A 21,915-nucleotide genomic window follows, 5' to 3' on the forward strand; every position below is an offset into this window, starting at 1 on the left:
GGTTAGTTGTGTTGTGGTCTCTCCACCACCTGGCGGATGGCGTCCGCCAGGTGGGTGGGCTGTTCGACGGGCAGCATGTGCCCGCAGTCGCTCACCCGTTGCAGTTGCGCACTGGGTATCAGTGCGGCCAACTCCTTGGACAGGTCGGGCGGCGTGACCCGGTCCTGTTCACCGCAGAGCACGGTCACGGGCAGCGTGAGCTTGCCCAGCGCGGCGCGGTGGTCCTTGCGTTGCGAGATGGCCTGGTTCTGGCGAATGGCTACCTCCGCCCCCACGCCGAGCATCATGGGTTTGATGCGCTGGGGTGCGTCGGGCTGGTGGGTGACGAAGGCCGCGATGCCGTCCACCATGCGCTCGAAGTTCTTGCGCATGCCGGCGATGGTTTTTTCGCGCCCGGCCTGCGATTCGGGAGACTCCGGGCGCGCCGAGGTGGACACCAGCACGGCGCCTTGCAGCGGTCGTTGTGGACGTGCCAGCATGTCGATGGCCACATAGCCGCCGAGCGAGAAGCCCACCAGCACCACGGGCGCTTCGGGAGGCAGGTCGGCCAGCAGTTGCCAGGCCGCGTCCGCCATTGCGGGCACCGAGTCTTGCGACAGCGCGGGCGCGCGGCGCACGTCGGCCACGGAGGCCAGGGGCGCGGCCACGGCGTCCCACAGGCTGGCGTCGTTGAGCATGCCCGGCAACAGAAGCACCGTGGTCTTCATGCCGTGGCCTCCTTGGACGCGATCTGCGCGCGCAGGTCGCGCTTGAGCACCTTGCCCAACGGATTGCGCGGCAATTGCTCCATGACGATCAGCTTCTCGGGCCACTTGAACGACGCCACCTGTTCCTTGCGGCGCAGGAAGTCCACCAGGTCTTCCAGCGTGATCTCTTCGCCGGGCTGCGGCGCGACCACGGCGCACACGCGCTCGCCCAGCACCAGGTCGGGGTAGCCGATGACGGCGGCCTCGCGCACCTTCGGGTGGGCCAGCAACAGGCCTTCGACTTCTTCGGACGAGATGTTCATGCCGCCCCGGATCACGATGTCCTTGTGGCGCCCCGCGAAGCGGTAGTACTGCAGCCGGTCGCCCGCAATTTCGAACAGGTCGCCAGTGCGGTAGTAGCCCTGCTCGTCGAACGCGCGCGCGGTGAGTTCGGGTGTCTTGTAGTAGCCGCTGAAGATCGTGGCGCCCTGGAAGCGCAGTTCGCCCACGCGGCCCGGATCCTCGATGTCTTCGCCCGTGTCCAGGTCGACCAGGCGCGTGCGGATCTTCTTCGAGTTCGACAACGACCACTCGAAGCCGTCGACACCGAGTCGAGGAAAGTACTGGCTGCGTTCGTGCTGGTCGGGGATGTCCTGCGGCGCGGACGACAGGGCGGCGCCCTCGTTGGAGCCGAAGTAGTTGACGATCTCGACGCCGAACTTCTGCGCGAACTGTTCGAACAACCACGCCGCCACAGGGCCGCCACCCGAGCCCACGCGCTTGAGCCGGCCGAGGTTCACGCCTTCGAGTTTCGAGGGGTCCTTCAGCAGCATCGACAACACGGCCGGTGCGGCCACGGTGTAGTCGGTGGGCTCGTCGCGCAGTTGCGCGATGAACACGTCGAGGTCGAACGGGTGGTGGTGGTGCAGCGTGCCGCCCACCAGCAACCAGGCCGCCAGGCTCGTGGAGATGCCGGCCATGTTGACGAAGGGAAACGGAATCACCATCTGCGCGCCGGGCTGGAGTTGCCCCGCGTCGATCACCGACTGGCCCACGATCAACCACTCGTTGTGGTTGCGCGGCACCCCCTTGGGCCGGGCTTCGGTGCCCGAGGTCCAGCACACGGTCAACACGTCGTGCGCGGTGACGCCGATGGCGGCCATGTGCCCGCACAGTTGCTGCGCGGACCAGGGCTCGATGGCCTCCAGCGCGGGCGTCAAGGCTTGCACGCCCGGCGCGGGCGTTTCGCCCAGGGCCCACACCTGCTTCAAGGTGTCGGCGAACCGCGGGGCGAGCTCGGCCCAGCCTTGCGACAGGTTGTGGCCGCCCACGCGGGTCGCCGTGATCGCCAGCGCCGCGCCGGTCGCACTCAGCACGTGGCCGAGTTCGTGCCCACGGTACTGCACGGGCACCGGCGACACCAGGATGCCGCTGGCCGCGCACGCCAGGTAGACCGCGTGCAGCTCCACCGTGTTGGGCAGTTGCACCACGAGCACGTCGTCCTTGCGCAGGCCTTGCGCATGCAGGAAAGCGGTGACGCGGCCGACCTCGCGCAACAGGTCCGACCAGCGCCAGCGGCGCGGGGGCACGCCGCAGATCGAGGCCAGGTTGGGCGGATCGGTGACGGCCAGCGCATCGGGCTGGCGCAAGGCCGTGTCGATGAAGATGCCGGCGATCGTGCGCTCGCCCCACCAGCCTTTGCGGACGTAGTCGGCGATCTTGTCTTCGGGAACCAGAATCATGGTGAGGTCATTTCCAGCGGTTGAGCGTGGCCTGGCTGACGAAGGTCGCATGGAAGCCGTTGGGCACCCGGCGCGGCAATGGCAGCGAAGCCACCGGACCCTGCGCGAGGGCCGCGCCATAACAATCGAACAACTGGATCTCGGAGCGCTGTTCGCGTGGGTTCCACGCCAGCGTGACGAGATAACCGTCATCTTCCGAACGCGGGTTGTCGCGCGGCGCGAAGCCGGGCTCGTTGTAGAAGAAATTCGGGCCGGCGCTGTAGGCGATGTAGCCGCCCGTCTCCAGGTCGTACTTCACCAGGCCCGGAAAGCGCGGCTCCTCGCGGCCGCCCGGCGGGAACACGATGTTGTAAGACCAGCGGTTCTTGCGGCCCTGGTAGGCGCCGTTGATGACGGGGAATTCCGAGTTCAGCACGTCGTCGATCACGCGCTCCTTCGTAAGACCGGTCTTCAGGTCGAAGCGCCATTCGTACAAAAGGAAGTCGCGCTGACGCTGGTTGATGGTGCGCTCCAGGCGGCGGCTGTCGAGCTGCCCATCTTCCGTGCGGTGCAGCCGGTAGGGCGTGCCGACCATCACGACCTCGTCGCCTTCTTCCCAGGCATTGATCACGTGCAGCATGTACGCCGGCTTGGCTTCGAACCAGCGAATGTCTTCGGCCTTGCCGTAGCGCGGGATGATCCCGAAGCGGCTCGGCTGATCGGCGTAGAAGCGCACCTTGTAGCGGCCCGCTGCCAATGCATCGGGGTCGGGGCGCAGCGGGAAGTCGTGCAGGATCGTGTAGTTCTCGGTCACTGCCATGTCGTGCGGCAGGCCCGGAGCGGGCAATTCAATGTCGACGGAATGGCGCAGCTGGCGGTCCGGCCCCACCACGCCGTAGCGCATGTACGGGGGCTTGGTGTCGTAGTCGAACCACATCAGTTCGCCGGTGTGTTCGTCGGGCCGCGAGTGCGCCGAGATGCGGGTGGCCGGCCCATCGATGTCGACCGGTCCCAAGGTCTCCAGCGTGAACGGATCCACGGCGTAGGGCACGCCGGAGCGGTACCACATGGTGAGCAAGCGACCGGCGTGGTACTTCACGTCGGTGTTGGAGTTGTTCTTCAGCGGCTGGTCAGGTCGGTCGGCGCGCGGCGGTTCCTTCAGACCCTTCCAGAGTGCGTGTCCCGCCGCCAACTCTTCCTGCAGCCCCGCGGTCTGAATCCAGCGGTTGCGGTAGCTCACGCGGCCCTGGTCGAAGCGCACGGCGTGCAACATGCCGTCGCCGTCGTAGGCGTGGTAACGCCATTCCGGCGGGTAGTAGGCGTTCGGTCCGTTGCGGACGTAGAGACCGCTGAAATCGGCCGGGACCGTGCCCAGGACAGGCAGGTCGTCGAAGACGTCTTCCTGATGAATCGGGGCGTTGTTTCCTGACAGCGCAGGAATCTCGTGCAGAGGTAAATCGACAGCGTTCACGGTATGTCTCCTTGGCCAGGCCAGTGTAGGAAGGGGGTGTTTGTCCCGATGATCTTGTTTCGATATATCGATCACAATTTCGATATGTCAAATTCAAAAGACGACCCCGCCACCCGCCCCGTGTACCGCGCGCCGCTCACCTACGAGGACTACGAAGGCGACCGGCAGTTCGCCACCACGCTCGCGCGCGGCCTCGAGTTGCTGCGCTGTTTCTCGCCCGTGCACCACGTGCTGGGCAACAAGGAACTGGCGCAGCAACTGGGCTTGCCGCGGCCCACGGTCTCGCGCCTCACCTACACGCTCATGCGCATGGGCTACCTCGCGCAGGACGCGGACTCGGGCAAGTACCGGCTCGGTTCGGCGGTGCTGTCGCTGGGCTTTCCGCTGCTGGAGACCTTTCCGGTGCGGCAGCGCGCGCGGCCCGAAATGCTGGAACTGGCGCAGGAGATCCGCGGCACCGTGGCCATCGCCATCCGGGACCGGCTGGACATGGTCTGCATCGAAGTGACGCGCGGCGGTGTGCGCAGCGGCCACCCGATCGACATCGGGCGCACGTACTCCATGTGCGGCACGGCGGTGGGGCGCGCCTACCTCGCGGCCTGCAGCCCGACGGAGCGGCAGGCGCTGATGAACACGATCAAGATCAAGGCGCCGGAAGAGTGGGCGCGGCACGAGGAGCGCCTGATGCAGGCCCTGGCGAACTACCCGCGCCTGGGCTGCTGCATTTCGGTGGGCGAGGTCTACCCGGACGTGCAGGCCGTGGCGGTCTCGCTCGGCAAGGTGGACCGGGGCGAGCTGGTGGCGATCAACGCCTCCTTCCAGCGCCGCCGGCTCGACGAGCGCTGGCTGGTGGACGAGGTGGCACCGAAGTTGATTGCCCTGGCGCGCAAGCTGGCATAAGTCACCGCCGGTCGGGGGCGGTGCTCAGATTTGTTGAGGAATCGTTCAGAAACATTCGCTTGCCGGGACAGGGGCGTTCGCGTGGAATCGACCCCTCAGATCCAGTCCCGCATGAACGCCGCTCCCACCACCCATCCCGCCGACGTACCCCTCGCCCGTGTTGAAGATGCGCGCCTGCTCACCGGTCGCGGCTGCTACGTGCACGACGTGTCCTTGCCTGGCATGTTGCACGCGGTCTTCGTGCGCAGCGTGTACCCGCGTGCGCGCATCGTGTCGATGGACGCCAGCGGCGCGTCTTCCGTTGAGGGGTTCGTGGCCATCGTCACCGGTCACGACATCGACGGTCTGACCCTGCCGCCGCCCAACGACCTGCTCCAGAGCCTGCGCGCCGAACCCACGCCCCTGATGCCCACGCAGGCGATCCGCAGCGTGGGCCAGCCGTTGGCGCTGGTGCTCGCCCGCAGCGCGGAGGCCGCGCGCCAGGCGGCCGATGCGGTGTGGTTCGATTGCGAAGCCGAGCCTTCGCAGAACGACCTGGCCGACGGTGCGCCCGTGGTCGCCCGCGTGCGCCACCACACGGGCGATGCGCCCACGGTCGGCGCGACCGTGGTGCGCGCGGTGCAGCAGCAGCCGCGCGTCGCGGCCATGGCGCTGGAGCCGCGCGCGGCCGTGCTGCGTTGGGACGAGGCGACCGGCCAACTGGACGCCTGGCTGCCCACGCAGGCGCCGTCGCGCGCCCGCGCCAATATTGCGCAATTGTTGAACCTCCCGGCCGAGCGGGTGCGTGTGATCGCGCCCGACGTCGGTGGTGCCTTTGGCGCCAAATCGTCGCTCGGGCCGGAAGAACTGGTGCTGGCCTGGGCCGCGCGCACGTACCGCTGCGCGCTCAAGTGGACCGCCACGCGCAGCGAGGAATTCACCTCGGGCGTGCACGGCCGGGGCGCCCACCTTCAGGGCGAGCTGGCGCTGGATGCGCAGGGCCGCTTCATGCACCTCGGCGCGCGCTTGCGCTTCCCGGTGGGGGCCTGGTTGCCCTTCAGTGCCGTGGCGCCGGCGCGCAACACCGCGCGCATCCTGCCCGGCCCGTACCGGGTCGGTGGCGTGGACATCGCCGCGCAGGTTGAAACCTCGGACGCGGCGGCGGTCACGATTTACCGCGGCGCGGGCCGGCCCGAGGCCACGCTGCTCATGGAGCGCCTGGTCGAGCGCGCCGCGCGCCACCTGGGCCTGGACCCGCTGGAGCTGCGCCGGCGCAACCTCATCGAGGCCGATCAGATGCCCTGGGCCACGCCCACCGGCGAGGTCCTGGACGCGGGCGACTACCGTGCCGTGCTGGAGCGCGCCGCCCAGGCGTTCGGCTACGAGGCCGAGCGTGCCGAACAGGTGCGCCGGCGCGCCGCGGGCGAATGGGTGGGCCTGGGCACGGCCTTGTACATCGAGCCCTGCGGCCAGGGCTGGGAAAGCGCGCGCGTGAGCCTGCTGGCCGACGGCACGGTCGAAGTCGCCAGCGGTTCCAGCGCGCAAGGCCAGGGCCATGAGACCAGTTACGCGACCATCGCCGCCGCCGCACTGGGCTGTGAGCCGGCGCGCGTGCGCGTGCGCCATGGCGACACCGCGCACTGCCCCGAAGGCATCGGCGCGCTGGCCAGCCGCAGCATGGCCATCGGCGGCAGCGCGGTGCTCCTCGCCGCGCAGGAGGCGGCGCGCCGCCGCGACGCCGGGGAAGCCCTGCCGATCATGGCCGAACAGGTCTACACCGCCCCCGCCGAAGCCTGGAGCTACGGCTGCGTGATGGCGCGCATGGCCATCGACGCCGACACCGGCAAGCCGCGCGTGGAGCGCATCGTCTGGGCCGATGACGCCGGCCAGATCGTCTCGCCCCAACTGGCCGAAGGCCAGTTGCTCGGCGGCCTGGCGCAAGGTCTGGGGCAGGCGCTGTTCGAGCGGCTGGTCTATGACGCGGACGGCCAGCTCGTCACCGGCTCGCTGATGGACTACGCAATGCCGCGCGCCGACGACATGCCACCGGTGGAGCTGCGCAGTCAGCACGTGCCCACGAACGCCAACGCGCTGGGCGCCAAGGGCGTGGGCGAGGCCGGCTGCATTGGCGTGCCGGCCGCGCTGCTCAACGCGGCGGCCGATGCGCTCTCGCCCCGGGGCGAACCCGAACTCGATTTCCCGCTCACGGCCGAACGCCTGTGGCGGGCCATGCCCACCCACCACTCTCCATTGAAACCATGACCACCAAATACCGCAAGCAAGACGCCAAAGCCTACGCCCGTGAACACTTCCGCGGCGTCTGGGCGGCCACCGCCACGCCCTTCAAGGAAGACCTGAGCCTGGACGAAGACGGTTTCCGCCGCAACCTGCGGCACTGGATTCGCGACCTGAAACTCGGTGGGCTGTTCGTCAGCGGCAAGCAGGGCGAGTTTTTCTCCATGTCGGTGGCCGAGCGCAAGCGCACCTTCGAACTGGCGGTCGAGGAGGCCAGCGGGCGCTGCGGCGTCGTGACCTCGTGCTCCGACACCAACCTCGACGTGGTGCTCGACCTGGCCCGCCATTCGCAGAACATCGGCGCCGACTACATCGTCGTGCACAGCCCGGTGCTGCACTTCCACCACAACCCCGACGAGACGGTCTACGAGTACTACCGCTACCTGAGCGAGCAGACCGAGATCGGCATCGCGCTGTGGAACCACCCCGACTGCGGCTACGAGATGAGCCCTGAGCTGTGCGCGCGCATCGCCGAGCTGCCCAACATCGTGGCCATCAAGTACAGCGTCGACCGCGAGAAGTACAGCCGCCTGACCCAGTTGGCGGGCGACAAGATCCTGGTGAGCACCGCGTCCGAAGAGGAGTGGCTGGACAACATCATCGAACTCGGCTGGCAGCTGTACCTGTGCTCCACGCCACCGTTCCTGTTGCAGACCGCGGCCGACCAGCGCATCAACGAATACACGCGCCTGGCCTTCGAAGGCAAACACGCCGAAGCACGGGCCGTGCGCGACAGCCTGGAGCCCGCGCGCCAGGCCTTCCGCTCGGCCCGTCCTTCGGGCACGCCGCAGGCCTACACCAAATACTGGCTGGAGCTGCTGGGCCAGGTCGGTGGCCCGGTGCGCCGCCCGCTGCTCAACCTGAGCGAGGCCGAGAAGGCCGCCACGCGCGACGCACTGGCGCGCAGCGGACTCCAGCTCAAGTGACATTGACAACATGAGCGTGGACATCTCCCTCTCGGTCAACGGGCAAGCGGTGCGCCGCGCCGTGGCCCCGCAGCGCCTGCTGATCACGCTGCTGCGCGAGGACCTGGGCCTGACCGGCACACACCCCGGCTGCGACACCGCGCAATGCGGCGCCTGCACCGTGTTGCTCGATGGCGCGGCGGTGAAGTCTTGCAACGTGCTGGCGGTGCAGGCCGATGGCGCGTCGGTGACCACGGTGGAAGGCCTGGCGCCCGCCGATGGCCCGCTGCACCCCATGCAGCGCGCCTTTGGCCAGCACCACGCGCTGCAGTGCGGCTACTGCACGCCAGGCATGGTGATGCGCGCGGTGGCGATGGACCGCGAGGGCGTGCCCGCCGAGCCCGGGGCCGTGTGCCACGCCCTGTCGGGCAACCTGTGCCGCTGCACCGGCTACTACGGCATCGTCAAGGCCGCGTGCCAGGGTCTGCGCGAGATGCGCGATGGGCGGGAGGGCGGCGCATGACGCCCTTCGAGCACCGCCGCGCGGGCCGTGTGTCCGATGCCGTGGTCTGGCTGCGCGAGACGCCCGATGCCAAGCTGCTGGCCGGCGGGCAGAGCCTGCTTGCCGCGATGAAGCTGGGCCTGGCCGCGCCGCCGCTGCTGATCGACCTGGGCCGCGTGCCCGAACTGCTGGTGCTGCGCGAAGAAGGCGCCGGGCTCTGGATCGGCGCGATGTGCACGCACGCCAGCGTGGCCGCGTCACCGCTGGTGCGCGCACGATGGCCGGGCCTCGCGCGTCTGGCCGCGGGCATCGCGGACCAGCAGGTGCGCAACCGCGGCACGCTGGGGGGCTCGGTGTCCAACGCGGACCCGGCCGCCTGCTGGCCCGCGGGCTTGCTGGCCTGCGGCGCCACGCTGGTGACCGACCGGCGCGAGATCGCCGCCAACGATTTTTTCCGGGGCCTGTTCACCACCGCGCTCGAACCCGACGAAGTGCTGCTGGGCGCGCGCGTGCCCGCGCCCACACCTCTGGTCTACCTGAAAGAGGAACAGCCCGCCTCGCGCTTCGCGCTGACCGGCGTGGCGATCGCGCGCGGAGCCGATGGCGTGCGCGTGGCGCTCACCGGCCTGGGCCATGGGCCCTGCCGCTGGCCCGAAGCCGAGGCGGCACTGACGCGGCGCTTCGCACCCGAGGCCTTGGCGGGCCTGGCGCTGGACCCGCAGCAGGCCGCCGGCGATCTGCACGCCAGCGCCGAGTACCGCGTGCACCTGGCCGGCGTGCTGGCGCGCCGTACCCTCCAACAACTGCTTTCCCATCCATGAACTACCAAGGCACCCAACTTCTTGAACACCCGGTGCAGCGCGTCTGGGACGCGCTGCTCGACCCCGCCGTGCTGCGCCAGTGCATCGCAGGATGCGAAACCTTCGAGCGCACGAGCGACACCGACTTCGCGAGCACCGTCAAGGTCAGCATCGGGCCCGTGGCGGCCCGCTTCAACAGCACGGTGAGCCTGGCCGACGTGGCCGCGCCCCACCGCTGCACGCTGCGTTTTTCGGGGCAGGGCGGCGTGGCCGGCTTCGGCAAGGGCGAGGCGCGTGTGACCCTGGCCGAGACCGCGCCCGGCCAGACCCGGCTGGACTGGAGCGCCGATGCCCAGGTGGGCGGCAAGATCGCGCAACTGGGCGCGCGCCTCATCGAAGGCACGGTGCGCAAGATGAGCGAAGATTTTTTCCAGCGCTTCGTGGCCCAGCTGGCCAGCGGGGCGAGCGCGGCCGCGCCTGTGCCGGTCGCCACGCCGCCTGCCGCGTCCACCGGCACGCGCTGGCCCTGGGTGGTGGCCTTGCTCGCGGGTGCGGGCGCGCTGCTGTGGTTGCTGGGGCGAGCGGCATGACCCTGCGCGTCGCACTCATCGGTTTCGGCGCCATTGGCCAGCGCCTGGCGCGTGGCCTGCTGGCGCATCCGGATGCCATCGAACTCACCGGTGTGCTGGTGCACGAGCTGGAACCCGCTCGCGCTGCCGCGGTGGGCGATCTGCAGGCCGTGCGGCCGCTGTTGACCGACCAGCGCGAACCCTGGCTGGCGGCCCGCCCCGAACTGGTGGTCGAGTGCGCCGGACACGCGGCGGTCGACGCCCACGCCGAGGCGGTGCTGCACGCGGGCTGCGATCTGTTGCTGGCGTCGGTGGGTGCGCTCACCGACGACCACCGCCTCGCGCGCTTGCGCGCCCTGGCCACCGCGGCGGGCCGGCAGGTGCTGCTGGTCTCGGGCGCCATCGGCGGCATCGACTGGCTCACCGCCGCGCGCGACGCGGGGTTGCGCGAGGTGGTTTACCGCGGCCGCAAGCCACCCGCCGCATGGCGCGGAAGCCCGGCGGAATCGGCGCACCGGCTGGATGCACTGGACGCGCCGACCCTCGTGTTCAAAGGCAGCGCGCGCCAGGCCGCGCGCGACTACCCGCGCAACGCCAACGTGGCCGCCACCGTCGCCCTGGCCACACTCGGGCTCGATCTCACCCGGGTCGAACTCTGGGCCGACCCCGGTGTGGCGGAGAACCGCCACGAGGTCGAGGCCTGGGGCGAGGCCGGCCATCTGCTGTTGCGCCTGGAGAACCGCCCCGATCCCGAGAACCCCCGTACCTCGCTCGTCACCGCGCACAGCGCCTTGCGCGCGGTGCTCAACCGATGTTCCGCCGTCGTGCTTTGAAACCCCCTGAAAGGATGCCCATGTTCACTCTCGTTCATCGATCCAGATTGCTCCAATGCGCCATCGCCATGGCACTGGCCTGGGGCTGCGGACTCGCCGCGGCCCAGTACCCGGAGCGGCCGATCAAGATCGTCGTGCCGTCGCCCGCCGGTGACGGCTCCGACGTGCTCGCGCGCGCCTTGTCCAAGGCCATGGGAGAGTCGATGGGCCAGGCCTTCGTGATCGACAACAAGCCCGGCGCGGGCGGCAGCATCGGCGCCCAGCAGGTCGCCCGCTCCGCGCCCGACGGCTACACGCTGTTCCTGGCCAACGCCAGCTCCCACGGCGTCACGCCGGGCCTCTACCCGAGCCTGCCCTACGACAGCGTGGCCGACTTCACACCCGTCGCACTGATCGCCACCGCGCCCAACCTGCTGGTGGTGCGTGCGGATGCCGGCATCGCGTCCTATGCCGAGTACGTGCGGCAAGCGCGCCAGCAGCCGGGCAAGCTCACCATCGCCTCCGCGGGCAGCGGCAGCCTGTCGCACCTCTCGGCCGAACTGCTGCGCTCGAGCGCGGGGCTCGATCTGCTGCACGTGCCCTACAAAGGCGCCGCGCCCGCGCTGTCCGACATCATGGGCGGCCAGGTCATGTCCATCATCATCAACATCCCCAGCGTGCTGCCGCACATCGCCAACAAGCGCCTCATTCCGCTGGCGGTCACGAGCGCCAAACGCGCGGTCGCGCTGCCCGACGTGCCGACCCTGATGGAAAGTGGCGTGAGCGGCTACGACACCGTGGCCTGGTTCGGCCTGCTGGCGCCCGCTCGCACGCCGCCCGAGGTGGTGCAGAAGCTGCACGCGCAGTTGCAGCAGGCCCTGCGACAACCCGAGGTGCGGGACACCCTCACGCGCCTCGGCGCCGAATCGTCGGGCGCGGGTCCGCAAGAATTCGGCCCCTTCATCCGCAGCGAGATGGCCAAATACGCGACCGTCATCAAGAACGCCGCCATCAAGATCAACTGAACCCCACCAGGAGCGACTCCATGCGCCAACCCATCAACTTCGCCCGCTGGATCGACGAACACCAGCACCTGCTCAAGCCCCCCGTGGGCAACCAGCAGATATGGAAAGACTCGAACATGATCGTGACGGTGGTGGGCGGCCCCAACCAGCGCACCGACTTCCACGACGACCCGTTCGAGGAGTACTTCCACCAGTTCAGGGGCAACGCCCACCTGCTGATCGTGGACCGCGGCCAGTTCGAGCGTGTGGACCTGCGCGAAGGCGACATCTTCCTGCTGCCCGCGCACGTGCGCCACTCGCCGCAGCGGCCCGAGCCGGGCAGCCTGTGCACGGTGGTCGAGCTCCCGCGGCCGCAGGGCACGCGCGACGCGTTCGAGTGGTATTGCGCGGCCTGTGGCGGCCTGGTGCACCGCAGCGAACTGCAGCTCTCCAGCATCGTGGACGACCTGCCACCGGTGTACAAGGCCTTCTACGACGCCACGCCCGCCGAACGTACCTGTCCCACCTGCGGCGAGGTCCATCCAGGGCGTGACTGGGCGACCTGGCACGCACGGCGCGAGCGCGCCTGATACGGCTTTGCCTTCAAACGTATAACTGCGTTGGGTTGCCTTGCCGTGCTACAGCACTGTCTGCGGCAACCCGCCTTGTTCTACGCCTGAATGCAAAACCGTAAGAGGCGTTTTCACTCCAGCCCCGCGGCCTGCTGGAAGTGGGCCAGGAAGGCCTCGCCCGCGCTGGTCAGCGGGCGCTCGGGCGCGTTGAGCGCGACGATGGCGCGTTCCACCACCGGGTCGATCAGGGGAATGGCGCGCACGCCCACGGCGCGCGTGCGGGTCAGCGCATAACGCGGCAGCACCGCCACCGCCAGGCCGGCCTCGACCAGGCCCACGGCGGTGGTCACGTTGGCCACCTCATACGCCGGGTCCACCGGCTCACCGATCTGCGCCAGCCCACGCTCGGACAGCTTGCGCAGGCCCGAGCCCGGCTGCATGAGCGCCAGGGGCTCGCCCGCGAGTTCGCGCCAGGGCAGCTCGAAGCGCGAAGCCAGCGGATGGTTTTCCAGGCAAGCGAGCATCAGGCGGTCCTGGTGCAGCACCGTGGTGTGCAGGTCCAGCGCGTCCACATCGGCCGTGCACACACCCAGGTCGGCTTCACCGGCGCGCACGGCCTGCGCCACCTCGCTCACCGGAAGGTCCCGCAGCGTCAGCCGGATCGCGGGGAAACGTTCGCGAAAGCTGGCCATCAGGTGCGGCAGCAGCGTGGCGGCCAGCAGCGGCGACGCCGCGATGCGCAGGCGCGAACTGCGCGACTGCGAAAACTCGTGCAGATCGGTGATGGCGCCGTCCAGTTGGCCGAGCATCTGCTCGATCGTGGGCAGGAGCTTGTTGCCCTCGTCGGTCAGCACCATGCGGCGCGTGGTGCGCTCGAACAAGCGCACACCCAGCTCACCTTCCAGCGTGCCGATCAGCATGGACAGCGCGGACGCCGTCAGGTGCAGGCGCTGCGCCGCGCGGGCGATGCTGCCTTCCTCGGCAACGGCGTTGAAGGCGCGCAACTGGCGCAACGTGACAGCGGAGGTGCGGGACATGGGGCGCTCGTGGTTCAGGCCGATGGGTCGGCCATGTGCGGTCAAGGAACAGGCCTGGATTGTCGCAGCCGATGGCGCGCGCGAGGTCTGCTCCAAACGATCGGAATAACTCATGAATTCATTAAATTAAATCGTTTGGAGAATATTGAAGAAGACATTGAAATACGCCCCATGCCAGGGGTTGACGCTCCCGGCTGAAGGCCCAACCCGAATCCCACACGACGGAGACAACACCGATGGACACACAATCCCGCACCCCACGCCGCAAGCTGCTCGCCGCGCTTGCCGCCGCGATGACCCTCACCCTGGCCGTGCCCCTGCAGGCGCAGGCGCAGAAGGTCAACCCCGCCGAGATCGAGAAGCTGCTGGCCAAGCAGACCATCACGGAATTGATCTACAAGTACCCGCGCGCGCTGGACCGTGGTGACCGCGAAATGTTGATGTCGCTGGCCCACCCTGGCGCGAAGATGCGCTTCGGCAACCGCGACTTTCCCAACTGGGAAGCCTATGTGGACTTCCTGATCAAGGCCCACGACGACATGACGGGCAACAACCACCGCATCAGCAACATCCTGATCGAAGTGAAGGGCGATCGCGCGGTGAGCGAGTCCACCGGGACCGCCACGCTGCTGGTGCCCAAGGAAGGCAACGCCAACCTGTACGAAGAGCGCTGGATGCACTCGCGCTACCTCGACAGCTGGTCGCGCCGCAACGGCAAATGGGCGCTGGACGGACGCCAGACCGTGAGCGACTATCGGCGTGTGCTGGACGTGCCGGCCGAGCTGGTCAAGTCGCGCTACCAGGTCATCGGCCACATTGGACGCGACGACATTTCCTACAAGCATTTCGAAAGCCTGAAGTGATGGCATCCGTGTTGACTCCCACGCGCCGCGGCGCACTGGCCGCGCTCACCCTGGGCGTGGCCTGCCCGGCGCTGTTCGCGCAGGGCACGGCATGGCCTGCGCAAACTGTGCGGATCGTGGTGCCCTATGCGGCGGGCGGCGGTGTGGACCTGCTGGCGCGCATGCTGGCCGATCGTCTGCAGCGGCAATGGGGCCAGTCGGTGGTGGTGGAGAACAAGGCCGGCGGGGCCACCGTGATCGGCGCGATGGCGGTCACGAAAGCAGCGCCCGATGGCCTGACGCTGCTGCTGACCAGCGAAGCCACCATCACCAGCAACCCCTTTCTGTTCGCGAAGCTGGCCTACGACCCGGTGCGCGAACTCGCGCCCATCAGCCAGCTCGTGAGCCTGCCGCAGATGGTGGTGGCCAACCCCCAGGTCGGCGCGAACAACATGGCCGAACTGGTGGCCATGGCCAAGGCGCGCCCCGACGCGCTGAGCTACGCGTCCTATGGCTCGGGCAGCCTGCCGCACCTGTTGTTCGAATCGCTGAAAGCCAGGACCGGCGCCAGCTTCGTGCACGTGCCGTACAAGGGCATCTCGCCCGCAGTGGCGGCGGTGCAGTCGGGCGAGGTGAACCTCACGCTGGCCGGCGTGTCGGGCGCCCTGGCGCTGCTGCGCGCGGGCAAGCTCAAGGCGCTGGCCGTCGGGCGCGCCACCCGGCTCACCGAGATGCCGGATGTGCCCACGCTGCGTGAAGCCGGGTTGGCCGACATCGACCCGCGCGAGTCGTGGTTCGGCCTGTTCGCCACCGGCGGCACGCCCGCCGCCGTCGTGCAGAAGATCCACCAGGACGTGGCCGCCATCGGCAACGACCCGGCGTTTCGCGAGAGCGTGCTGCTCTCGCGCGGTTTCGAGCCCGTGTTCTCGACACCTTCGGCTTTCGCGAAGTTCATCGAGGCCGACATGCGCCAGAAGGCGCAACTGATCCGCATCTCCGGCGCCAAGGCCGAGTAACCACCCCCGTTCCCCGTCAGCGACCGATGCACCCCCGCGTGGTGCAGGAGATTCTTCGTGCCTTCGATACCCCCGTCAGACCGTTCCGGCTTCGATCAGGAGCTCATCATCCGTGGTGGCCATGTGCTCACCATGGACCCCGTGCTGGGCGAATTGCCCTGCGCCGACGTGCATGTGCGCGATGGCGCGATCGTCGCGGTCGGCCCCCGGCTTCAAGTGCAAGGCGCGCTCGAAATCGACGCGCGGGACATGGTCGTGTTGCCCGGTTTTGTGGACACGCACTGGCACCTGTGGAACAGCGCCATGCGCGCCCTGGTGCGCGGTGACGATGCCGAGCACGGCTACTTCCCTCTCACCCTGGGCGCGGGCCCGCTGTTCACGCCCGAGGACAGCCACCGCTCGGTCCGCCTGGGGCTCGCCGAAGGCCTGCTCTCGGGCATCACCACGGTGCACAACTGGGCCCACAACGTGCGCTCACCGGCGCATGCCGATGCCGAGCTGCGTGCCATGGCCGAGATGGGCGTGCGCGGCCGCTTTGCGTATGGATGGGGCCAGGAGCAGCCGCTGGACCGGCCCATGAACCTGGACGACCTGGCACGCGTGCAGCGCGAAGGCCTGCCCTCGGACCTGCTCACGCTCGGCGCCGCAGTGCGCACGCCGGTCTCCAACCCGCGCGGTGCGGTGCCTATTGCGGTGGTGAGCGAGGAGTGCGCCAGCGTGCGCGCGCTGGGCCTGCCGCTGACCATGCATGCCCGCGTGGGCGTGGTGCCGGTGCTGGCCGAACACGGCCTGCTCGGCAAGGACCTGCAGCTGGTGCACCCGCAAGGCATGACGACCGCAGACTGCGCGCTGATGGCCGCCACCGGCACCACCATGACCTGCTCGCCGACGATCGAGATGCTGTACGCCCAGGCGACGCGCGGCGTGATCCAGTTCCACGAGCTGGAGGAGGCCGGGGTGCTGCAGAGCCTGTCGGTGGACAGCTCGGGCGCTTCCGCCAACGCCGACTTCTTCGCCTGCATGCGCGCGCTGCTCTGGTCGCACAAGCAGCGCTTCGGCAACCGCCAGCCGCTGAGCGCGCGCCGCCTGCTGCGCCTGGCCACGCTGGACGGCGCGCGCGACCTCGGGCTGGACCGGCTCGTCGGTTCGCTCACCCCGGGCAAGCGCGCCGACATCCAGATCGTGCGCACCACCGATCTCAACATGGCGCCGGTGTTCGACCCCGCCCACGCGCTCGTGTATTCGGCCCAGCCCTCCAACGTGGACACGGTGCTGGTCGATGGCCGGGTGCTGCTGCGCCGCGGCCAGCCCACGCGCTGGGACAGCGCCGCCATCGCGCACGAGGCCACCGAATCCATGCGTTCCCTGGCGCGGCGCTACGCCGAAGCCTGACCCCGATTTTTCAACCCGGGCGGGCCGCAGAGCCCGCCGCACCACCACCCCTGAGGAGACCTTGATGCAACACCGAACCACCCGCTGGCTGGCCGCCCTGGCCTTGACCGGCGCGCTGCTGCCCCACGCGGGCGCGGCCGACTACCTGGAGCATGGCGAACGCACGAAAGGGCGCTCCTATTCACCGGCGGTGGTCACCGAAGGCGGGCGCACCGTCTGGCTGGCCGGCGAGACCACCACCACCGACCTCAACGGCAAGGACATCAAGGGCGACTTCGAGGCGCAGACGCGCACCATCTTCGCCTTGCTGGAGCAGACCCTCCAGCGCGCCGGCGGCAGCCTCAAGGACATCGTGAGCATCACGGCCTACCTGACCGATGCGCGCAACGGCGCGACCTTCTCCAAGGTGCGCACCGAAATGTTCCCGGACCGCAACTTCCCGGCCAGCGCGCAGATCACGGTGTCCGGCCTGGCCGTGCCCGGCATGCAGATCGAGATCCATGCCGTAGCGGTGATCGGCGACAAGTGCTCCAAGGCCAACCCGTGCATTCCCCGCTGAACACGCCGGCCCGCACGTCAGGCCTGCAGTTGCTTGCAGCAGGCTTCGAGGCAACTGCGAAAGGCGCTGGCGCCCGGCGACAGCGAACGCGCGGCGCGCCAGACCAGCTCGACGCTGCGGTGGATCACCGGGTCGTTCAACTCGCGAAAACGCGCGCGCGTCGAACGCACCAGCGCGCCCACATAGGCCGGCACCACCGTGGCGCCCAGGCCGGCCTCGACCAGGCCGACCGCCGTGCTCAGGTGGCCGACCTCGAAGTGCGGCGCGGCGGGCTCGCTCTCGCGGCGCAGCATCGGGTCGACCAGGTTGCGAAAACCGCCCGCGGGCACCAGGCCGATCATGGGCCGGCCGTCGAGGTCGGCCCAGGTCAGGCGCTTGCGGCGCTGCGCCAGCGGCCAGGCCGCGGGCAGCATGACGCCCAGGCTGTGGCGCAGCAGGGTCGCGCGCTCCAGCGCCACGTCCATCTGCGGAAACACGCCAAAGCCCATGTCGGCGTCGCCGTTGTCCACCAGCCGCACCAGCTGGTCGGTGGGCAGATCGGCGATGCGCACGGTGATCGCGGGATGCGAGGCCTGGAAGCGCGCAATCACCTCGGGCAGGAAGTTGGCCGCGAGAAAGGGCGTGGTCGCCACCGTCACGCGGCCGCGGCGCTTCTGCACCAGGTCCTGCGTGTTGGCCACCGCGTGCTCCACGTCCGCCAGGATGCGCTCGGCGCTGTCGAACAGCTCGCGGCCCGCGTCGGTCAGCGCGATCTGGCGCGTGGTTCTGTCCACCAGTGCAAGGCCCAACTGCGACTCCAGTTCGCGCACCAGCAGGCTGGTGGCCGACTGCGTGAGATGCAGCTTGCGCGCCGCCGAGGTGAAGCCGTTGCTGTGCACCACTTCCACAAAAGCGCGCAACTGCCGCAAGGTGATGTTCATATGAATTTTCGAATCAATTTTGAAGATTCATTCTATTAACTCCTGACCCTCGTTTCGCCCCCATTCCTGTTTCGACCCCCACTTTCAAAGACCCTCCCATGAAAAAAACCTGCTCCACCCTGGCGTGCATCGCCCTCACCTGCGGCGGCGCCGCCGCGCAATCCCAGGTCACGTTGTTCGGCGTGATGGACCTCGGCATCGCGCGCGTCTCGCATGGCGATGCCGGCACGACCGCGATGAGCTACAGCGGCAACAGCCACACGCGCTTTGGCCTGCGCGGCACCGAAGACCTGGGCGGCGGCCTGTCCGCGGGCTTCTGGCTGGAGAGCACGATCGCCGCCGACACCGGCACGGCGCCGGGAGGCTTCCAGCGCCGCTCCACGGTCAGCCTGATCGGCAATTGGGGTGAGTTGCGGTTGGGCCGCGACATGGCCGCCACCAACCTGAACCCCTCGTGGTTCGACCCGTTCGGCGGCACCGGTATCGGTCAGCCCACCGTCTACAGCATGCTGGGTTCGCCGATCCGCGTGAGCAACGCGCTGACCTATCTGCTGCCCCGTCAACTCGGTGGCTGGTACGGCCAGGCGCAGGTCGCGCTCGGCGAAGAGCCCGCCGGCAGCGGCAGCCCCACGAACAACAACAACTATGCGGGCGCGCGCCTGGGCTATGCCGACCAGGCGCTGAACGTCTCGGGCTCCATCGGCCGGCGCCACACCGGCACCGCCGCCGCACCCGCTCAGATCAAGGCCGCCAACCTGGCGGTGTCCTACAGCTTCGGTGCGGTCACGCCCATGGCCTTCTGGACCCGCGAAACCGACACGCGCGGCGCGCGCATCGACGCGTTGCTGATCGGCGCGACGCTGCGCCAGGGCGCGGGCGAATGGCGCGCGGCCTACAGCCGCTACAACCGCGCGAACAGCGCAGACGACTGGAGCAAGCTGGCGCTGGGCTATGTGCACCACCTGTCCAAGCGGACGGCGGTCTACGGCACCTACGCGCTCATCAGCAACCGCGGCGCCTCGGCGCAGCAAGTGAGCAGCACCGGCCTGCCCAACTGGCCCGCCGCGCCGCTGCCGGCCCAGACCGGGGCGAACGCGAACGGCATCGAGTTCGGCATCCGCCACAACTTCTGAACCTGGGAGCCACCGTCATGGATCACTCAACGCAACCGCCGTCCGACGGCATGGCCTGCGCGCCTTCGCGCCGCGGTTTCCTGGGCCTCTTCGGCTCGCTCGGCACCTTGGGCGTGATGGGCGCGGGCGCGCTTGTGCCCGAAGGCCGGCCGCTGGCGCAGACCCTGGCGGCCAAAGGCACGCGCATCGACTTCCACCACCACTTCTTCTCGCCCGCGTGGGTCCAGTTGGTGGAGCGCCAGAACCTCAAAACGCCCGTGCTCGGCTTCGAGCAGTTCAAGACCTGGACGGTGCAGAAGGACCTGGAGGCGATGGACCGCGGCGGCGTGGAGAAGGCCTTCCTGTCGGTCACGCAGCCCGGTGTGTGGTTCGGTGACGTGGCCGAATCGCGCCGTGCCGCGCGCGAGCTCAACGAATTCGCCGCGCGCATGAAGGCCGACCACCCGGGCCGCTACGGCCATTTCGCCGTGCTGCCGTTGCCCGATGTGGAAGGCAGCCTGCGCGAGATCGAGTACGCCTTCGACGTGCTCAAGGCCGACGGCGTGGGCCTGCTCTCCAGCTACGACGACAAGTGGCTGGGCGACAAGTCCTTCGCGCCGGTGTGGGCCGAGCTCAACCGGCGCAAGGCAGTGGTCTACACCCACGCCACCGCGCCCAACTGCTGCGCGTGGAACTTCCAGCCCGGCATCCTGCCCACCTTCGTGGAACTCGGCTCGGACCTCGCGCGCGCGATGGTGAGCCTGATCCACGGCGGCACGGCCAAGGCCACGCCCGATGTGCGCTACATCTGGTCGCACGGGGGCGGCAGCATCTGGGCGCAGCGTTTCCTGGTAGGTGAAACCGCCGAGTCGCTGGCGCGCGTGGCGCCGCCCGATTCGCGGCTGCACCACTTCCGCCGCTTCTACTACGACACGGCCGCCGCCGCCGACGCGGTGCACATGGGCATCCTGAAGATGATCGTGCCCACCTCGCAGATCGTGTTCGGCTCCGACTTTCCGTGGGTCGAGCCGGCGAAGATCGTCGAGGGGCTGGAGAAGGCGGGCCTGAGTGCGAGCGAGCTGCAGGCCATCTACCGCGACAACGCCAAGGCGTTGGTCCGATGATGGCCGCCGCTGCCGTGAACACGCACGCCGCCGCGCCCAGCGGCTTGTCGGCCTCCGACCCGGCCGAGCTGCTGGCGGCCGTGCTGCGCGCCAATGCCGGCACCCCGAACGCGCGCCTGAAGCAGGTCATGGACGCGTTGATCCGCCACGCGCACGCCTTCGCATTGGAGGTTGACCTGACGTCGGCCGAACTCGATCTGGGCATGGACTTCCTGGTGCGCATGGGCCAGGCCAGCGGGCCGCACAAGAACGAAGGCATCCTGCTGGCCGACATCCTGGGTCTGGCCACGCTGGCGCAGCTGCGCGGCGCGCGCGAGGCGCTGGCCCAAGGCGGTACCGAACCGGCGCTGGTCGGCCCGTTCTGGCGCGCGCACCAACCGGTGCGCGCGAACGGCGAGAGCATCGCCGCCTCCGACACGCCGGGTGCGCCGTTGCACGTGCGCGGTCGCGTGTGTTCGCTCGATGGCACACCGCTGGCCGGCGCGCGCGTGGAGACCTGGCAGGCCTCGCCCCAAGGCCTGTACGAGAACCAGGACCCCGAGCAGGAAGACATGAACCTGCGCGGCGTGTTCCTCACCGACGCAGAAGGTGGCTTTCACTTTCACAGCGTGCGCCCGGCGGGCTACCCGGTGCCGGTGGACGGCCCGTGCGGCGAATTGCTGGCGGCGCAGGGGCGCGGAATCATGCGCCCGGCGCACCTGCATTTCATCGTGGTGGCGGACGGCCACAAGGTGCTGGCCACGCAGTACTTCGACATCGAAGACCCGCACGCGCACGAGGACGTGGTGTTCGGCGCCGTGGGCTCGCTGTTGCGCCGCTTCGAACCCGATGGCCGCGGTGGTTTTGGACTGGACATCGAGCTGCGCGTCGAACCCGGCGAAACCCGGCTGCCCCATTGCCCTTTGCCCTGAGATGGACATGCAAGAACCGCAACGAAGTTTTGCGCCGCGCGAGCGGCTGGACGGCGAAGTCGCCGTCATCATCGGCGGCACCGGCGCCATTGGCCTGGCCACCGCGCGGCGCGTCGCCGCGCTGGGTGCGCGCGTGGTGTTGCTGCAGCGGGGCGCGCCCGAGGCCGCCGCACCCGCGCTCGCGCAACTGCCTGGCGGCGGGCACCGTGCCTTGCAGGCCAGCGTGACCGACAGCGCCGCGTTGCGCGCGGCCGCGCAGACCGTCGAGCGCGAGGTCGGCCGCGCCACGGTGCTGGTGAACTGCGCCGGCTTCACCCGCGCCGTGCCGGCAGCCGATCTCGACGGCCTGGACGACGCCTTGATCGACGACATCTTCGCCACCAACTGGCGCGGCGGCTTCGCGGCCATCCGCGCGTTCGCGCCGCAGATGAAGGCGGCCGGCGAATCGGTGGTGGTCAACGTCTCGTCCATCGCCGCCTTCACCGGCCTGGGCAGCAACCTCGCCTACGCGGCGGCCAAGGCCGCTTCCGATGCGCTGACACGCGCGCTGGCGAAGACGCTGGCGCCGCAGATCCGGTGCCTCGCGGTGTCGCCCGGCGTGGTGGACACGGGCTTCGTGCCCGGGCGCGACGCCGCGTTCAATCACCGCGTGGGCGCCACCATTCCCTTGCAGCGCGTGGGCGTGGCCGACGACGTGGCGGCCGCCATCGTCGCCTGCTGCACCACCCTGCGTTACGCCACCGGCAGCGTGATCGTCGCCGACGGTGGCCGCCATCTCGGCTGAAG

The 21,915-nt window shown here is 69.3% G+C and carries 22 protein-coding genes; 17 read left to right on the forward strand and 5 right to left on the reverse strand.

All coding sequences use genetic code 11. The annotated features are described in order from the left end of the window. Positions 1-2 precede the first annotated feature (2 nt). Genes FFS09_RS13825 through FFS09_RS13835 form a run of 3 tightly spaced genes read right to left on the reverse strand, consistent with a single transcriptional unit; the run spans position 3 to position 3,878 of the window. Positions 3-707: an alpha/beta fold hydrolase gene (locus FFS09_RS13825; RefSeq protein WP_137919475.1), complete on the reverse strand. Its 705-nt coding sequence runs from the start codon at positions 705-707 to the stop codon at positions 3-5. Next, the gene (locus tag FFS09_RS13830) at positions 704-2,428 is read right to left on the reverse strand and encodes a class I adenylate-forming enzyme family protein (RefSeq protein ID WP_137919476.1); all 1,725 of its coding nucleotides are present in this window, start codon (positions 2,426-2,428) and stop codon (positions 704-706) included. Before FFS09_RS13830 ends, FFS09_RS13825 begins: the two co-directional genes overlap by 4 nt. A gap of 7 nt (positions 2,429-2,435) precedes the next feature. Continuing rightward, positions 2,436-3,878: a carotenoid oxygenase family protein gene (locus tag FFS09_RS13835; protein WP_137919477.1), complete on the reverse strand. Its 1,443-nt coding sequence runs from the start codon at positions 3,876-3,878 to the stop codon at positions 2,436-2,438. 84 nt (positions 3,879-3,962) lie between these two features. On the opposite strand from FFS09_RS13835, the gene FFS09_RS13840 reads away from it, so the two are divergent. From FFS09_RS13840 to FFS09_RS13880, 9 genes are all read left to right on the forward strand, one after another. Continuing rightward, on the forward strand, positions 3,963-4,778 hold the full coding sequence (locus FFS09_RS13840) for an IclR family transcriptional regulator (RefSeq protein WP_137919478.1): 816 nt from the start codon (positions 3,963-3,965) through the stop codon (positions 4,776-4,778). A 111-nt stretch (positions 4,779-4,889) separates the two neighbouring features. Then, positions 4,890-7,019, forward strand: a complete 2,130-nt coding sequence (locus tag FFS09_RS13845; protein WP_137919479.1) for a xanthine dehydrogenase family protein molybdopterin-binding subunit — start codon at positions 4,890-4,892, stop codon at positions 7,017-7,019. Next, positions 7,016-7,978 carry a dihydrodipicolinate synthase family protein gene (locus tag FFS09_RS13850; RefSeq protein WP_137919480.1) on the forward strand — a complete coding sequence of 321 codons (963 nt, stop codon included), beginning with the start codon at positions 7,016-7,018 and terminating at the stop codon, positions 7,976-7,978. Before FFS09_RS13845 ends, FFS09_RS13850 begins: the two co-directional genes overlap by 4 nt. A gap of 10 nt (positions 7,979-7,988) precedes the next feature. Further along, a complete protein-coding gene (locus FFS09_RS13855; protein ID WP_137919481.1) occupies positions 7,989-8,480 on the forward strand; it encodes a (2Fe-2S)-binding protein in 492 nt (163 codons plus the stop codon). Continuing rightward, entirely contained in the window at positions 8,477-9,280 is an 804-nt protein-coding gene (locus FFS09_RS13860; protein ID WP_137919482.1) for an FAD binding domain-containing protein, read from the forward strand. The genes FFS09_RS13855 and FFS09_RS13860 overlap by 4 nt, the downstream gene beginning before the upstream one ends. Further along, complete coding sequence (locus FFS09_RS13865; protein ID WP_137919483.1) at positions 9,277-9,849, forward strand: SRPBCC family protein; 573 nt, start codon at positions 9,277-9,279, stop codon at positions 9,847-9,849. Before FFS09_RS13860 ends, FFS09_RS13865 begins: the two co-directional genes overlap by 4 nt. Then, positions 9,846-10,661: an aspartate dehydrogenase gene (locus FFS09_RS13870; protein ID WP_137919484.1), complete on the forward strand. Its 816-nt coding sequence runs from the start codon at positions 9,846-9,848 to the stop codon at positions 10,659-10,661. Before FFS09_RS13865 ends, FFS09_RS13870 begins: the two co-directional genes overlap by 4 nt. Positions 10,662-10,681: 20 nt before the next feature. Then, on the forward strand, positions 10,682-11,665 hold the full coding sequence (locus tag FFS09_RS13875) for a Bug family tripartite tricarboxylate transporter substrate binding protein (RefSeq protein ID WP_171020019.1): 984 nt from the start codon (positions 10,682-10,684) through the stop codon (positions 11,663-11,665). A 20-nt stretch (positions 11,666-11,685) separates the two neighbouring features. Next, positions 11,686-12,234 (forward strand): 3-hydroxyanthranilate 3,4-dioxygenase, encoded by a 549-nt coding sequence (locus FFS09_RS13880; protein ID WP_137919486.1) that lies wholly within the window; start codon positions 11,686-11,688, stop codon positions 12,232-12,234. Positions 12,235-12,347: 113 nt separating this feature from the next. Here the strand turns inward: FFS09_RS13880 and FFS09_RS13885 are convergent, their stop codons facing one another. Beyond that, on the reverse strand, positions 12,348-13,253 hold the full coding sequence (locus FFS09_RS13885; RefSeq protein WP_171020020.1) for a LysR family transcriptional regulator: 906 nt from the start codon (positions 13,251-13,253) through the stop codon (positions 12,348-12,350). A 236-nt stretch (positions 13,254-13,489) separates the two neighbouring features. Here FFS09_RS13885 and FFS09_RS13890 point away from each other — a divergent pair, with 236 nt between their 5' ends. From FFS09_RS13890 to FFS09_RS13905, 4 genes are all read left to right on the forward strand, one after another. Further along, a complete protein-coding gene (locus FFS09_RS13890; RefSeq protein WP_137919488.1) occupies positions 13,490-14,116 on the forward strand; it encodes a nuclear transport factor 2 family protein in 627 nt (208 codons plus the stop codon). After that, positions 14,116-15,111, forward strand: coding sequence for a Bug family tripartite tricarboxylate transporter substrate binding protein (locus FFS09_RS13895; protein WP_137919489.1), 996 nt, complete (start codon positions 14,116-14,118; stop codon positions 15,109-15,111). The genes FFS09_RS13890 and FFS09_RS13895 overlap by 1 nt, the downstream gene beginning before the upstream one ends. Before the next feature lie 57 nt (positions 15,112-15,168). Beyond that, positions 15,169-16,503 (forward strand): amidohydrolase family protein, encoded by a 1,335-nt coding sequence (locus tag FFS09_RS13900; protein ID WP_137919490.1) that lies wholly within the window; start codon positions 15,169-15,171, stop codon positions 16,501-16,503. Positions 16,504-16,567: 64 nt separating this feature from the next. Further along, entirely contained in the window at positions 16,568-17,062 is a 495-nt protein-coding gene (locus FFS09_RS13905; RefSeq protein ID WP_137919491.1) for a RidA family protein, read from the forward strand. Positions 17,063-17,079: 17 nt separating this feature from the next. Here the strand turns inward: FFS09_RS13905 and FFS09_RS13910 are convergent, their stop codons facing one another. Further along, positions 17,080-17,982, reverse strand: coding sequence for a LysR family transcriptional regulator (locus FFS09_RS13910; RefSeq protein WP_137919492.1), 903 nt, complete (start codon positions 17,980-17,982; stop codon positions 17,080-17,082). Positions 17,983-18,080: 98 nt separating this feature from the next. On the opposite strand from FFS09_RS13910, the gene FFS09_RS13915 reads away from it, so the two are divergent. From FFS09_RS13915 to FFS09_RS13930, 4 genes are read left to right on the forward strand one after another with little or no spacing between them, the layout of a single operon-like run. Continuing rightward, complete coding sequence (locus FFS09_RS13915) at positions 18,081-19,115, forward strand: porin (RefSeq protein WP_137919493.1); 1,035 nt, start codon at positions 18,081-18,083, stop codon at positions 19,113-19,115. A 17-nt stretch (positions 19,116-19,132) separates the two neighbouring features. Continuing rightward, positions 19,133-20,218, forward strand: a complete 1,086-nt coding sequence (locus FFS09_RS13920; RefSeq protein ID WP_252374364.1) for an amidohydrolase family protein — start codon at positions 19,133-19,135, stop codon at positions 20,216-20,218. Next, a complete protein-coding gene (locus FFS09_RS13925; protein ID WP_137919553.1) occupies positions 20,218-21,129 on the forward strand; it encodes a dioxygenase family protein in 912 nt (303 codons plus the stop codon). The genes FFS09_RS13920 and FFS09_RS13925 overlap by 1 nt, the downstream gene beginning before the upstream one ends. Positions 21,130-21,136: 7 nt before the next feature. Beyond that, positions 21,137-21,913 carry an SDR family NAD(P)-dependent oxidoreductase gene (locus FFS09_RS13930; RefSeq protein ID WP_137919494.1) on the forward strand — a complete coding sequence of 259 codons (777 nt, stop codon included), beginning with the start codon at positions 21,137-21,139 and terminating at the stop codon, positions 21,911-21,913. Positions 21,914-21,915 lie beyond the last annotated feature (2 nt).

It is taken from the genome of Hydrogenophaga sp. 2FB, assembly GCF_005503365.1.
In the GTDB taxonomy this organism is placed as follows: domain Bacteria; phylum Pseudomonadota; class Gammaproteobacteria; order Burkholderiales; family Burkholderiaceae_C; genus Hydrogenophaga.